This is a genomic window from Pseudomonas sp. 2725, from assembly GCF_050434585.1.
Classification (GTDB): Bacteria; Pseudomonadota; Gammaproteobacteria; order Pseudomonadales; family Pseudomonadaceae; genus Aquipseudomonas; species Aquipseudomonas jessenii.
Map to the genome: position 1 here is coordinate 173792 of NZ_JBNDIV010000004.1, position 13820 is coordinate 187611.

Consider the following 13820-nt stretch of genomic DNA (forward strand, 5'->3'; position numbering starts at 1 on the left):
TTAGGCAAGCCTCACCAATACTTTTAGCGATATTTTTTTATGATAATTCATCACTTTTATTCGTTATTCATCCTCGACGCTTGAAGGATCCAAGATGAGGCGACTGAAATCGCAACATTGCTGAGCAAGACGAGCTATCTCGAGGCTAAGCCCCTGCAGGCGATCGGCCCTATGCACTGCGGCATACTTGATCATGGGCAAGGGGGCGGATGTATTGATCACCTTTAGACGGCCTCTTCTCACCAGGTGAGCCAGGCAGTCCCTTGGCAGGTAGCTGATTCCGACGCCTGAGATCGTCAGACCAACTTGAGCGATCAGATAGTTACTCGTGAGGGTGCGGTTGAGACGAACGTCGTGCTCAGCTAACCATCGATCGTAAATCAGGCCAGTCCCAGAACTACCTCCTTGTGTAAGCACCATGTGGGTAGCCAATGAATGAAGACTCATAACCTCCTTGTCATCAACGAGGTGAGGAGCGCACATCCACACGTTTTCCACTTCCTTAAGTGGAGTGCTAGCAAATCGCACATCGCTGAAAAGATCCGGAACAATGATTAAATCGAGCTGATCATTTTCCAGCTTCTTGAACAGCTCAGAGCTCAACTCGATAGACGGCTCCAAAGCTACCCGTGGGTAAGCGCTACGTATCCCCTCGACCAGAGCTGGAAGCCATGTCAGAGCAGTCAGCTCAGTAACGCCCAAACGATACCTCGTAATAAGCGCTCGTCTGGAACTGATACGCGCCATCAGGTCGTCCCGATGCCGCAGCATCTCTTCAGCTCCTTCATACAGTTCCGCACCTTTATCTGTAAGGCGGGCATTTCGCTTGGAACGATCAAAAATAGGAACATCCAACGCGTCTTCAAGCTCCTGAATTCGCTTGGATATGGCTGACTGAGACATATTGAGCTTCGCGGAGGCAGCTTCAAAACTGCCTAGTTCAACGATCCAGTAGATCGCTTCAAGCTGCTTGAGGGTGATCATTGTCTTGCCCGATAGCGGAAGAATTTTTCGATGGTGGGATGATCAAAATCCACTTTGCCAACGACCGTCACGACGCGCCTAGCGCAAGCCTTTGAGCGACATTGTGGATCAGTAAACCCAAGTTCTTTCGACAATATTACTAAAAGCGATAGATTTCTTTGAGTATTTGTCGCTTTTTTTGAGGGAAACCCGACACTAAATTACGCCCAAATACCTACAACAATAAGGGTAGCTTTATGGCCATTTATGAAATTGCCAAGCCATTGACTCGCACTAACTACCGCTGGGCTGTTGCCGGGCTGATATTCGTAATCTATACAATCGCAGCAGCGGACAGGGCAAATCTTGGCGTTGCCATGCCCTTCATCCGCAAAGAATTCGACATGACCAATGCCGAGGCTGGCGGACTAATGAGTCTGTTTCTTCTTGCTTATGCGCTAGCACAGATTCCGGCTGGATTCGCCTTCGCACGGATAGGAGTGCGCAAAATACTGCCTTGCGCCATGGTGCTGACTTCAATTCTTACCGGACTGGTCGGTACTGCTGGATCGTTGCTCGCGCTGAAAATTTATCGATTTGGCCTCGGCCTCGCTGAGGGGCCACTACCCATTAGCATGACCTCCACGATCAACAACTGGTTTCCTACCAGGGAGAAAGGGATAGCGTCAGGCATTTTCCTTTCAGCTGTGAAGTTCGGGCCAGTGATTGTCCCGCCTCTCTGCGCTGTGATCATTTCGGTATGGGGGTGGCGGGAAATTTTCTTCTTCTTCGCTGTTCCCGGCATCGTCCTGTCGATAGTGTGGTACTTCCTAGTTTCCGATCACCCTTCGAAAAGCCGCTTTGTGAACCAAGCGGAACTCGAATACATAGAGAACAATTGCGCACAGCCTGAAACCTCAGATCTGGTTGAGGTTAAGAAGCTCACCCCTCAGTGGCTGAAAAAACTTGATGTAGTCATCAAACGACGTCCACAGGCTTGGTTGATTTCCAACACTCAGGTGTTCAAGTCATGGAACATTTGGGGTTGTGCAACCAGCTACTGCTTTCAGCTTGGTGTGTCCAGTGTGCTTTTGACCTGGATTCCAACGTATCTGATGACGGTGAAGGGCTTCTCGGTCATGAATATGGGGCTGGTGTCTTCAGCACCGTGGGTCGGAGCCGTGTTCGGCAACCTGATCGGCGGATATGTTTCAGATCGGTTCCTAGGCGGCAGACGCAAGCCGGGCATGCTTGTTTCTGCGTTGGGCACCTCCCTAATGATGTACCTGCTAATCAACTCACCGGCAGAGCCTCTTTCTTACGGTTTATTGCTGATGCTGACAGGCGTGGTGCTCAGTTTAGGCTTCTCATCCTACATGTCGTACCCGATGGGATTGGCCTCCAAAGCTGCATTTCCAATTGCGAACGCGATCGTGAATATGATTGGCCAACTAGGCGCTGCGGCTACACCATTTCTTACCGGTCTGCTCTTGGACAGCTACGGCTGGAGCTATGTGTTCACATTCTTAGCCATCGGATCGTTCACCAGCTTCGTTCTGCTTTTGACCATCGCTGAGCCGATTCCCAATCAAGAGCCGGCATAGCTTCGAACAGATTCACCAGATTGAGATTTACCCAAACGGAAGATAGCCCCCCCCCTTTCACTCACATGAAATTTGCGAACGTTACGAGGAACACCAGATGCGTCCACAAGATAAAGAACTTGTAGATCTGTTTGAAGGACTTGATACCCCAGGCGTCTCGGACGCTCTGGATAAGTTAGGCCTACCAGGTCAGTGTTTCGCAATCATGCCGCTGGATAACTATTCAAAGGTCGTAGTCGGCCCCGCATTCACCGTTCGATACGAAAGTGCAAGCGTTCCGCCTGGCACTGTAGGCGACTTTATTGAAGACGTAGAGCCTGGAGATATTGTGGTTATCGCCAACGATGGTCGAACTGACTGCACCGTATGGGGTGATATCATGACCCAATACGCTGGCACCAGAAAAATCGCAGCAACCGTAATTGATGGCGTTTGCCGTGATGTGAATAAAGCCTTGGGTGATGGATATCCATTGTTTACTAAAGGCCGATTCATGCGTACTGGTAAGGATCGTGTTCAAGTCGCATCCGTGAATGAGACCGTCAACATTGGTCAAGCTCGCGTTTCCGCACGTGACATCGTGATTGCAGATGCGAATGGCGTTGTAGTCGTTTCGCGTGAGCGGGCCCAAGAGGTTGCTGAGTGTGCCCACCAGATCGAAAAGATCGAGGCACAGATTCGCTCGCTCATCTCAGAAGGTAAAACTCTAAAGGAAGCACGGAGTGTTCTGGGCTACCACATGCTGCAACGCAAATCGTAAACCATGCGCGTTTCGCGTCTCTGATATGTGGCCCCTGCGGCCAGTATCAGCAAGCCGGGTATGGCCGCCTTACCCGGCGTTTTTTATCAAAACATCAAGCTCTAATAAAAAAACAACGGCAGAGCTCTCAAGGAATCCCATTCAGCCCCTACATTAAAATGAGCACCACTTTTGAAGACCACAGCCGTAAACCAAAGCCTTCCAATAAGTAAAACAGCACTGCTAGGCCTCCTACAGATCCTGTCTTGGGGGGGGGTCTTTTTATCTCATGGCAGTCCTGACTGACCCTATTGTCACGGAAACCGGATGGTCGCGCGAATGGGTTTTAGGGTCTGTTTCTATCGGTTTGTTAACCGCTGGTTTGGTCTCGCCGGCTTGCGGGAGGATGATCAATAGATACGGTGGACGACGTGTCTTAGCTTGTCACGGCCTCTTGATGGCTGCTGGGCTTTGGATAATGGCAAGCGCTCATAATTTACCCGTGTTCCTGGTTGCATGGATCTTAATCGGAATGGGGATGGCGGCCGGGCTCTACGATGCACTTTTTTCCGCGCTGGGCGCTCTGTATGGAATGAAGGCACGCTCAACCATTACCGGTGTGACCCTCATTTCCGGGTTTTGCACCACGTTGATTTGGCCGCTGCTTGCGGTGTTAGTCTATATGATGGGATGGCGTGGAACATGCTGGTTGTACGGCTTCGTACTAATGATCGGTATCTACCCTCTCTACAATTACTGCTTGCCGCATCAGAATACTCAGGCTGAAAAAAAAGAAACCTCGACTAGCAAATTCATATCCATAGAGCCGAAGATCTATTGGCTTATGACAGTTTTATTTTCGCTGTCTGCGGTACTGATGACTGCCATCTCGGTGATTGTGATCGTACTTCTTCAAGAACGCGGTAACTCTCTTGCGTCTGCAATTGCGCTAAGTGCGATAATCGGCCCCGCCTCAGTGGGATGTCGGATAGTAGATCTGCTAACCCGAAATAAGCACCCCATGTGGACAATGCTGATATCGGTTGTCATGACTGCCGTCGGACTGATCATGCTCGCATTCACCCCGCACTTTGCCGTTTGGGCATTGGTGCTCTACGGTGCCGGCAACGGACTCAGAGCCATTGTCCGAAGCACGCTGCCTCTTGCGATCGTCCCCTCAGAAGATTACGCGATAGTCTCCAGTAAAATGGCCGCCCCGGTATTTTTCAGCCAGGCTCTCACTCCCCTGGCTTTCGGATACCTACTATCCCTGACAGGTGCCGAGGTAACGATGTCAATTCTCGCACTGCTTTCGACTGCCACTCTGGTAGTAGCGTGTTACCTAATATTCATCATCCGGCGCCACAATCCTCCGGTCGAGAACGCTTAAACAACTAGATACGGCTTGAGCGACGGCACTGAATAGAACGGGCCAGCGTTCCTGCCGGAACGACGCTAAAGGGAAATTTCAGGTAGAGGTCACCGAGCCATGTTCAGCTTTCCAATCCTCCAGCGAATTGTGATTGCCATCTTTAGTTTCGACGAACTCGCCTCTGTGTGTGGATTCTTGTAGACCTTACCTGGCGCGCTTTGCGGCTATCACTTTACACTCCACGGATGGAGCATAAGCAGCCGGGCCCATTGGCCCGAAGAAACGACCTCTCCATTTATGTCACCCCGCAACTTTGCTATGCGTATGATGACTCGCACAAAATGAGTTGAACACAATCTACCCCTCCCACCTTCCGCGAAGTCTCTGTCCTCACGCAGAGAATCATTGCGCCCGTCATAAATTGTCTCAGCTCAGTCCTGCATAATGGTTGAAATCATGGCGTCATACCGGCACTCCTAAAACACGAGTTTCAGCAGGGAACGCAGAATGCATTCAAGATTCAGGGTCATCGAAACAACCAGACTGGATGCCGGCATTATGCAGTATAGGGTTGTGGATCTCGTCGAGGGAGGCTCTGCTAGCAAACACGGAGTGTTCAAGACCAAGGTCGAGGCAGAGGCTGTTTGTTCAGTGCTCAATACCGAGCATCCTACGCAAATTGCCGTGGTTTCTTCTTCTATCAGGTGACCTTTCTGAATCCAAATGTGGAGCGCCTTGCAACTGTGTTGAGTTAATGAAAGCGCAATGTGCGGGTATCGAGCCCCCATTCCGCCAGGGCGCTATGAAACCGCTTCAGACTAAAGCCGATGGCACTCTATCTCAGCTTAATCTCTAGACTGGTTAGTGTTCCCGGCGGCGTTTCGTTTCATTGTCATAGATGGCGAATCCTATGGGAGCGATCTGTCAGTAGAACAACAGCGGACATAGCTCCTCAAAACAACACAAAAGTTAGCGCCAGCTGGAAGGTGCTCAAGCAAATTTTTATAAAAGAATTGATAATTCACTTATGAATCGCCAAATAGCAATTAACTCATATCCGCTGGCCGAAACCAGCATCGCTTAACGATCGGATCATACCGACTGGCGACTCTGCTTTAACTGTTTAACCATGCTTACCTCTAGCTCATATTTGACTCTCTCAAACGTGCCGGCCAATCCTAAACTGCATACGCAGATTCGATCAACCCCCCATAAGAGCATCGCTAATGAACTTTCGATCGATCAAGTATACCGTCGTTGTATCTGCAGGTATGTGTTTTGCAGCCGTGGTGTTGGCGCTCATAGCGTTTTCTATCTATTCATCTTCTCAGATGAATTCAGTGACAAAAGAAAAAACTGAAAAGCTAGCGACAGATTTGTCACGCCAATATCAGAAAGCCTTAACTGAAAAAATATCAAAACAACTTGAAATCCAATTACAGAAGCCTCTTCAGCTCGTCAAAAGCTTGGCACAAACCAACGAAATTATAGGAATTGGTGATGCAAATTCCCACGTCCCTTTAAGCAGAGAAAATATAAGTACACTTGCAAAAAATACATTAATTAACAACCCTGAGCTATTAGACGTATTTATTGGTTGGGAGCCTAATGCCTTCGACGAGAATGATAAAAATTTTGCAAATACAAAAAAGCCAGGATACGACCAAACAGGCCGATTTATGCCAGTCTGGTATCGTGATGAAAACGGTAAAATCAATATCATCCCGTTAGGCGCAGCAATGGAAAGCGATAAGAAACTACCGACGGGTATTCGTGAGGGCGAATACTATCTTTGCACAAAAGAAAGTCGAGCTTCCTGCGTCATTGATCCTGCTCCTTATGAAGTAGATGGCAAGTCGATTTTGATGTCAACATTCACCGCCCCAATAATAGTTGACGGGATTTTTCGAGGGATGGTTGGTGCCGACCTTACATTAGGCTTTATTCAAGACCTCCTATTAGATGCCAATAAAAGTCTCTATGAAGGGGCTGGAGGGATGAAACTTATCACCGAAAACTTTCGCACAGTTGCAAACACCTCCGATCCAGCAAGTCTCGGAAATAAAATAAACGAGGAACAAATTCTTCAACTGAAGGAAGCTCTACGCAAGATAGGGAATAGCAGCATTACAGAAATAGACAATATGGAAACCCAATCTTATGAACTATTTTTGCCCTTTACAATTGGCACATCTAACACGAAATGGATTCTGATAGTTGAACTTCCACGCTCAGTGGTATTGGAAAAAATTAAAGACCTCGAAACTTCGCTTACAATACAGCAAGAAAAACAAACATTTGGAATGATAGGAGTTGGTTTACTGATCACCTGCGTTGGAATGATTTTTCTATGGATGCTTGGCGCTGGCGTCGCAAAACCGATGAATTCCTTAGCCACGATGCTAGATGAGGTGGCAAAGGGTGATGGAGATCTTACGCGAAGATTAACCGTTAACCGTAGAGACGAGATGGGCTCGATCGCTCGCAGTTTTAACAGCTTCCTTGATAAGCTTCAGCTATTGATCACAGAAATTGTAAACTCTGTTAGTAATGTGTCTACAACCTCGGAAAACTCTGCTAACGGATCATTACGTACTCACGAGAATATTCTCAAACAACAAATTGAGATATCGCAAGTTGCCGCTGCAATCAATCAAATGAGTGCAACGGCGCAAGAAGTGGCCAAAAGCGCAGCAAGCGCCGCTACCTCTGCAAACCAAGCTGATCTGTCTGCCACAAAGGGGCGTTTAGTTGTCGCAAAAGGAGCGAAGTCAATAACCCAACTGGCAGAAGAGGTTGCTAGAGCTGTCATTGTAGTACAGCAACTCGCCAAAGATAGCCGAAACATAGACGAGATATTAGTTACCATTAGTTCCATTGCAGAGCAGACCAATCTGCTGGCGCTTAATGCCGCAATCGAAGCCGCTCGAGCAGGAGAAAACGGACGAGGCTTTGCAGTAGTTGCAGACGAAGTAAGAGGGCTGGCATCAAAAACGCAAGCAGCGACGCAAAAAATTCAGTCAATGATAAAACAACTGCAAGAAAGCACTAAAGAAATTGTTCTTGTCATGGAGGAGAGTCAAAGAAAAGCGTCATCCAGCGTGGAACACACTACCGCAGCAACAAACGCCCTGGAAGATATCACAAAATCTGTTTCAATTATTAGCGACATGAACATTCATATCGCGAGCTCTGCAGAAGAACAAAGCGCTGTTGCAGAAGACATAAATCGCAACGTTGTTGCTATAAATCTTGTCGCAGACGAGGTAGCCTTACTTGCCTCTGAAACATCAAAATCCAGTAAGACCTTGAGCAACCTTTCGAATGAACAAAAGAAACTGATTGAACACTTCAAAGTATAAATATCAATGCATCCAGGCCGCGCGGGCGCGGCCTTTTTTCCTAACAACTGTATGACCCTAATCAAAACACACACTCAAATATCAGATCGATACACCGAACCAAAAAAACAATTAATCATTAAACCTGCATCAACCAATAGCCGTGGAATAAGAGGTTCAGCCGATATTCAACAATCAGATGAGCTTTAATGAATTAGCCAAGTGCAGACTTTAGCGAATTAGCATTATCAGTTACGACAAGGAACAACCACAAAACAAAAAAGCAGAGATTGCTTCAATCGCAACCTCTGCTATCCGTGATAAAATTATCAAATATTATTCAATGGCTACCTGAAAGTAACGTAACATTGCAGTCAAGCCAATCTAGATTGTGCACCTATGTTATATATACAGACTTGCTTTAGACGAAGCCGTATAGATTAGATCGCCGTCAAAAAGCATCATTTAACACTCATATAACGCGCAGCAGCATAATAGTGATAAGCCGCCCAGAATCCTGTAAAACTGAACCCCAACAATACGTAACGCAATGAATCTTTGCTATTAGCGAGATGTGGGGCAATTAGATCGGAACAGAAACCCATAAGCTGAGGGGCGACCGCCAGGTTGGCAATATTGACTACAAACAACAACACAGCAATTCCCTTAGCACGCATAGAAGGAGGGAACAAGTTTTGAATGAGCCCGCTGGTGGGCCCTATATAAATATAGATGACTGGTACAAAAACCCACATCGCAATAGTTACATATTTTAGATCGGTAGAACTAAACACTGCTATTGAACACAACGTACCCAGAATTGTCGTCCAGCCTACAAATTTCGGCTGCAACGACAATGGCTTGTCACGGTATCTGAGCATCATCAGAACTGTTAACACCATAAGCAGTGTTCCGCCGATCCCATGTATGGGGCCCATCAACGAACCAGCTTGTCCGACTGTAAGAGAAAAAGAGCGTGTAAGGAATGCGGGTGTCCACCATACGATGCCCCAACCCCACAAAGTGAGAATTGTAGCTCCAGCCATTACGTGGAATACGGCTTTGTTATTTACCGCGTATCGGATGGTTTGCCTAAGCGTTGTTGTGGCTAGCGATTCATTAGTGACCTCGTCTTTTTGGCCTCGTTTAGGCTCCCTTACCAAGATCCAGACAATTACGGCAATCGGCAGCCCGCAAAGCCCGAAAATAATGAGGGTCGTTCTCCAACCATGAGCGTCATTAAGAATGCCAGCCCCGGAAGCTCCCAACCACGCGCCGATGCTCGCACCGAGTCCGACAACCGAAAGTGCGAAAGCTCGGGATCTGGAAGGAAAATAGTCGGAGATGATCGAATGACTCGGAGGGGTACCGCCCGCCTCGCCTACACCTACACCGATCCTTGAAAGAAGCAAATGCCAGAACGTACCACTAAGACCACACACCACTGTCATCCCAGACCAAACGGCTACGGAAATTGAAATCATGCGCTTGCGATTCACCCGGTCAGCAAGCGCTCCCAAAGGTAGGCCTGCCGCGACGTAAAAAATCGCTAAGGAAGTTCCAGTGAGGAATCCTACAGCGGAGTCGCTCAGACCGAATTCCTGCTTGATGGGCTCAATAAGCGTAGACAGAACGTATCTGTCGGCGATGTTTAGGGCATAAACCAAGGTCAAAAGTATTAATGTTAACCAAGCGCCACTTACGAGCGTATCGCTCCCTACTGAACTCTGATCGTTTGCTACGGATGAACTCATGCTAGCTGCTTCAGGTTTCATATTGATCCTACCTTGAGACGAGCTGTACGAAGTGACTATAGATCAAAAAAACAAATACTTGATCGAAAGCCTCTGATCATTATTTTCGATTTTAATTATTATGTAAGCAGATCAAGCTCAAAAGGAGCACTGGAGAGAATTTCCATACCCTTTTCAGTAATGAGTATTTGATCTTCAAGCTTTACGCATTCAAAGCCAGTATTCAATGCAACTAGCGATTCAACGCAAAAGACCATGCCGGGCTCAACTACTATATTATCCCTACCGGTAGCGCTTAAACTCCAAGCGTGCCTAATTAGCGGCGCTTCATCACACAGACCAACTCCATGAGCAATCATCGAGTAGAAGGTTTCATCGCAACGGGATGGTAGCTTGAAGGCCCCTTGCGAAATATCCCGAAGCGAACGTCCTGGCCTCATCAATTCAAGATTGAACTGTAACTGCTCATAGGCAATTTTATAAGCATCCCTTTGTTCTGAAGTGCCTTTTCCACCGCCACATATCCAAGAGCGAGAAATATCAGCACAATAACCATTAGGCCCGATTGAGTCAGTATCAAAAGACACCATTTCACCGACTTGGATTAGTTTATCGGTGGACTCTTGAAACCAAGGCTTGGTTTTACGCCCTGAGGTTAGAAGCCTAGTCTCAATCCACTCCCCGCCTAACTCAATATTTGATTGGTGCAGAATAGAAGCCAGTGCATTCTCCGTTATGCCTGGAATCAACGCTTGGTGCATACGACGGATGCCCTCTTCACAGGCATCGATGGACTCTTGCATAGCAGCAACTTCAACAGAGTTTTTGATCCACCGCGCATGCTCCATTACCTCAGTGCCATTTTCTATCTGAAGCCCCTTACGCCGCAGAGCATTGACCATATGAGGATCACAAACATCAAGAGCTATACGCTCGTGCGCACCAACAGTTTTCATTAAATCAGCTATTTCATCAGCCCAATCCGCCGTATCCGCCTCAAGGTCTGAGCCAGATGTGAGGTATGTTGCGCTTTTCGCTGACCTAATTTCACCAACAGAAGGATTCCCCTTCGAAAGATGTTCGCATCCACTAAAATCAAAAAGTACTGTCTTTCCTTCTGCCGGTATAAACGCATATTTAACCCTGTTATGCATCGTCCATACCTGCATATTTTTGGCATCAAGAGCGTATCTGATATTAATCGGGTCAAACAGAAGGATAGCTCCATAGCCTTTAATCGAAAGCTGTTCTCGTACTCGGCCCAATCGCCATGCGCGAAGTTCATTCAAATCAACTGCTGTAGCGTGATAGCTCAATTTTCACCACCGATTAAATTATTCTTTATTTTTAATTTTTTATGAATTTTTAAACTCAGATAGATTTTTCAATTGGAGCTTGCGAGACGCACACCTTCGATTTACCAAAGAGCACCACCTGGTTAATTCTTCACCAATAATATTTACCTAGCGGGTATTAACCTACACCTAATTTTTACATTTGACGTAGTCAAATCTTGACATAGGGATTTATAATTAACTATGACTCCATCACAAGACGAGCTATAACAAAGTTTCTTCTAGCGCTTGCATCAGGACGTTCACTTTGTTAGCAACCTCGATGTATTCGTCCTCCCACTCCGAGTCACTGATGATCCCTCCGCCCCCCCAGCAAAACACATCGCCGCAGTCGAACAACATAGTTCGAATTGATATTGAACTGTCCATCTGTCCGCGACAGTCAAGATAGAAGATGCTGCCGCAATAGACGCTCCGCGAATGAGACTCCAGTTCGTCAATAATTTGCATCGCTCGGATTTTAGGCGCTCCTGTTATTGACCCTCCAGGAAAGCACGCGGCTAACAGGTCGAAAGCATCTGATTCATGAGATAGTAGACCTGAGATAGCGCTTACGAGATGGTGTACATTTGGGTAACTTTCGACTGTAAATAACTCTGTGACCTTGACTGATCCTGTGACACACACGCGTCCGATGTCGTTTCGCAGGAGGTCAACGATCATTACATTTTCTGCCCGATCCTTAGGACTGACTGAAAGCTCGGCCGCCAACCCCGCATCTTCATCCACATCAGCACTGCGTCGCCGCGTACCTTTGATAGGTCTCGTCTCGACTTTACGATCAGTTATTGAGAGAAAACGCTCGGGAGAGTGGCTACTGATTGCGCCCTCAGGGAGTGACAAGAACGCGGAATAAGGTGTAGGGCAAACTGAGCGTATTCGCTTGTAAGCGTCCCAGGGGTCACCGCAGTAACGGCTCTCAAAGCGCTGCGCATAATTAACTTGATAACAGTCCCCAACCAAGATGTACTGTTGAATCCTCTTAATATCATCGCGATACTTATCCCTCGCGCAGTTCGGCACGAAATGCTGGTTCAGAGTGAATTTATTTTCTTGCTCTAACTGATTAATGGCTGAACAGATATCAATCGACGCTTGCCGTACATTTTTTGTACACGAGGGATGAAATATGAGAAATGTCTGTTTCAGTTCATGATCAGTGATAAGCGCCCAGCAGTAGATTCCTATTCGCGCTATCGGCGTCTTGTGATCGGTTGCTTTACTTACTACTGGCAAATCGAATCGTCGACTAAAATCATAACCAAGGAAGCCTAACAGTCCGCCCGTAAAGGGAGAAGAAAAACTTTCAGGAGGATGTGCAGGCACCATTGATGAGAGCGCCTTGCGAATGCGGGCAAAGTAACAATCTGCAGACTCATTAATTTCCGGCTGAAATATTTGCTCAGGCCATGCACTCATGATGTCGTATCGACCAACCGTTGAAGTTGGCCGACCAGAGTCCAAAAACACTGCCCCGACTTCAGTGCTGAGCCGTTCGAAATATAGCGTAGAATCCACAATATAGTGCAATTGATGGACGCTACATACTCCTGCCGGCTGGCTATCAGCTATATCGCTCATAACGCCTCTTTAAACTGATTCGTGCTGTATGGCCGTAAAAATTTCCAGTTAGAGCGAGCCGCTATAAAATTATGGGTTGATTCTTTGCTTCCCATTTACATGAGCGCGCTTTGAACAATATTCAACAAGAAGCCCCTTCAACTATAGAAGGGGCATTCTCCATGAGCGGTTAAATTTTTTGATGCGTGCTCTTACAGCAGTCGTAATTCGGCAATGGTTAGAGGCCTACGATTTGCCCGTTGATCTCATGCTGATCACATGCTGCAACTAACGTATTACGAAGCAGGCAAGCGATTGTCATTGGCCCTACGCCACCAGGAACTGGGGTGATGGCGCCTGCAACTTCCAAGGCTGAATCAAAGTCAACGTCACCCACCAATCTGGTACTATTTTCACCACTGCTGATTCGATTGATCCCAACATCAATGACAGTTGCACCTGGCTTGATCCAGTTACCTTTAACTAACTGGGCTCGCCCCACTGCAACGAATAGGATGTCAGCACTTCGGCACACAGCTTCAAGATCTGCGGTGCGAGAATGAGCGATGGTCACAGTGCAATTTTCCTGCAAGAGCATAATTGCCAATGGCTTGCCCACGATGTTGGAACGCCCCAAAACCACAGCATGCTTGCCAGACAGATTGTTTCCCAAATGCTCTTTGGCGAGAATTACGCACCCTTGAGGTGTGCATGGCATGAGTGGGCGGCCTTCTCCACTCATCAAACGTCCGGTATTGGTGATATGGAATCCATCGACATCCTTATGAGCCGCGATGCCGGCGATAACTCTCGCGGAGTCGATATGACCTGGCAAAGGCAACTGAACCAAAATGCCATTAATAGTTGGATCATTATTTAGCCCCTCAATGACTTCCATTAAGGATTCGGTATCCAAGCTTGCTTCAAAACGTTTTTCAATGCTTTTGATACCGGCTTGCTCAGCTTGTAGAATTTTATTACGTACATACACTTGACTAGCAGGATCTTGTCCCACGAGCACTACCGCCAGCGAGGGCGTGATACCGAATTTTTCTTTCAATTCAACTACGACTTTTTGGGACTCTTGGTTAAACCGCACAGCCGTCGCCTTGCCATCAATCAAAATAGCCAT

Annotated in this window: 9 protein-coding genes and 2 pseudogenes; 5 read left to right on the forward strand and 6 right to left on the reverse strand. The window is 47.2% G+C overall.

Annotated elements, in window-relative coordinates; all coding sequences use genetic code 11:
- Positions 1 to 63 precede the first annotated feature (63 nt).
- Positions 64 to 984: a LysR family transcriptional regulator gene (locus tag ABIE16_RS12210; RefSeq protein WP_429521252.1), complete on the reverse strand. Its 921-nt coding sequence runs from the start codon at positions 982 to 984 to the stop codon at positions 64 to 66.
- Positions 985 to 1220: 236 nt separating this feature from the next.
- Here ABIE16_RS12210 and ABIE16_RS12215 point away from each other — a divergent pair, with 236 nt between their 5' ends.
- From ABIE16_RS12215 to ABIE16_RS12225, 3 genes are all read left to right on the forward strand, one after another.
- Complete coding sequence (locus ABIE16_RS12215; protein WP_429521253.1) at positions 1221 to 2567, forward strand: MFS transporter; 1347 nt, start codon at positions 1221 to 1223, stop codon at positions 2565 to 2567.
- A 97-nt stretch (positions 2568 to 2664) separates the two neighbouring features.
- On the forward strand, positions 2665 to 3327 hold the full coding sequence (locus ABIE16_RS12220; RefSeq protein WP_429521254.1) for an RraA family protein: 663 nt from the start codon (positions 2665 to 2667) through the stop codon (positions 3325 to 3327).
- A 268-nt stretch (positions 3328 to 3595) separates the two neighbouring features.
- Positions 3596 to 4696, forward strand: a complete 1101-nt coding sequence (locus ABIE16_RS12225) for an MFS transporter (protein ID WP_429521255.1) — start codon at positions 3596 to 3598, stop codon at positions 4694 to 4696.
- Between the two features lie 78 nt (positions 4697 to 4774).
- Here the strand turns inward: ABIE16_RS12225 and ABIE16_RS12230 are convergent.
- Positions 4775 to 4855: pseudogene (locus ABIE16_RS12230) on the reverse strand (transcriptional regulator); the annotation flags it as partial.
- A 2204-nt stretch (positions 4856 to 7059) separates the two neighbouring features.
- Here ABIE16_RS12230 and ABIE16_RS12235 point away from each other — a divergent pair.
- Together ABIE16_RS12235 and ABIE16_RS12240 are read left to right on the forward strand one after the other, a co-directional pair.
- Positions 7060 to 7287: pseudogene (locus ABIE16_RS12235) on the forward strand (HAMP domain-containing protein); the annotation flags it as partial.
- Between the two features lie 39 nt (positions 7288 to 7326).
- Positions 7327 to 8040 carry a methyl-accepting chemotaxis protein gene (locus ABIE16_RS12240; protein ID WP_429521430.1) on the forward strand — a complete coding sequence of 238 codons (714 nt, stop codon included), beginning with the start codon at positions 7327 to 7329 and terminating at the stop codon, positions 8038 to 8040.
- 440 nt (positions 8041 to 8480) lie between these two features.
- On the opposite strand, the gene ABIE16_RS12245 is transcribed toward ABIE16_RS12240, so the two are convergent.
- The 4 genes from ABIE16_RS12245 to folD form a co-directional block, all read right to left on the reverse strand.
- Positions 8481 to 9794 carry a spinster family MFS transporter gene (locus tag ABIE16_RS12245; RefSeq protein ID WP_429521256.1) on the reverse strand — a complete coding sequence of 438 codons (1314 nt, stop codon included), beginning with the start codon at positions 9792 to 9794 and terminating at the stop codon, positions 8481 to 8483.
- Positions 9795 to 9892: 98 nt separating this feature from the next.
- Positions 9893 to 11089, reverse strand: coding sequence for a M24 family metallopeptidase (locus tag ABIE16_RS12250; protein ID WP_429521257.1), 1197 nt, complete (start codon positions 11087 to 11089; stop codon positions 9893 to 9895).
- A gap of 243 nt (positions 11090 to 11332) precedes the next feature.
- On the reverse strand, positions 11333 to 12709 hold the full coding sequence (pabB, locus tag ABIE16_RS12255) for an aminodeoxychorismate synthase component I (protein WP_429521258.1): 1377 nt from the start codon (positions 12707 to 12709) through the stop codon (positions 11333 to 11335).
- A gap of 217 nt (positions 12710 to 12926) precedes the next feature.
- Positions 12927 to 13820, reverse strand: coding sequence for a bifunctional methylenetetrahydrofolate dehydrogenase/methenyltetrahydrofolate cyclohydrolase FolD (gene folD, locus ABIE16_RS12260; protein ID WP_429521259.1), 894 nt, complete (start codon positions 13818 to 13820; stop codon positions 12927 to 12929).

What these genes read in the sequence shown, in the direction of transcription:
- ABIE16_RS12215 (WP_429521253.1), top strand. Translation starts at nt 1,221, where the DNA reads ATGGCCATTTATGAAATTGCCAAGCCATTGACTCGCACTAACTACCGC.
- pabB (WP_429521258.1), bottom strand. Translation starts at nt 12,709, where the DNA reads ATGAGCGATATAGCTGATAGCCAGCCGGCAGGAGTATGTAGCGTCCAT.
- folD (WP_429521259.1), bottom strand. Translation starts at nt 13,820, where the DNA reads ATGGCTATTTTGATTGATGGCAAGGCGACGGCTGTGCGGTTTAACCAA.
- ABIE16_RS12210 (WP_429521252.1), bottom strand. Translation starts at nt 984, where the DNA reads ATGATCACCCTCAAGCAGCTTGAAGCGATCTACTGGATCGTTGAACTA.
- ABIE16_RS12245 (WP_429521256.1), bottom strand. Translation starts at nt 9,794, where the DNA reads ATGAAACCTGAAGCAGCTAGCATGAGTTCATCCGTAGCAAACGATCAG.
- ABIE16_RS12220 (WP_429521254.1), top strand. Translation starts at nt 2,665, where the DNA reads ATGCGTCCACAAGATAAAGAACTTGTAGATCTGTTTGAAGGACTTGAT.
- ABIE16_RS12225 (WP_429521255.1), top strand. Translation starts at nt 3,596, where the DNA reads ATGGCAGTCCTGACTGACCCTATTGTCACGGAAACCGGATGGTCGCGC.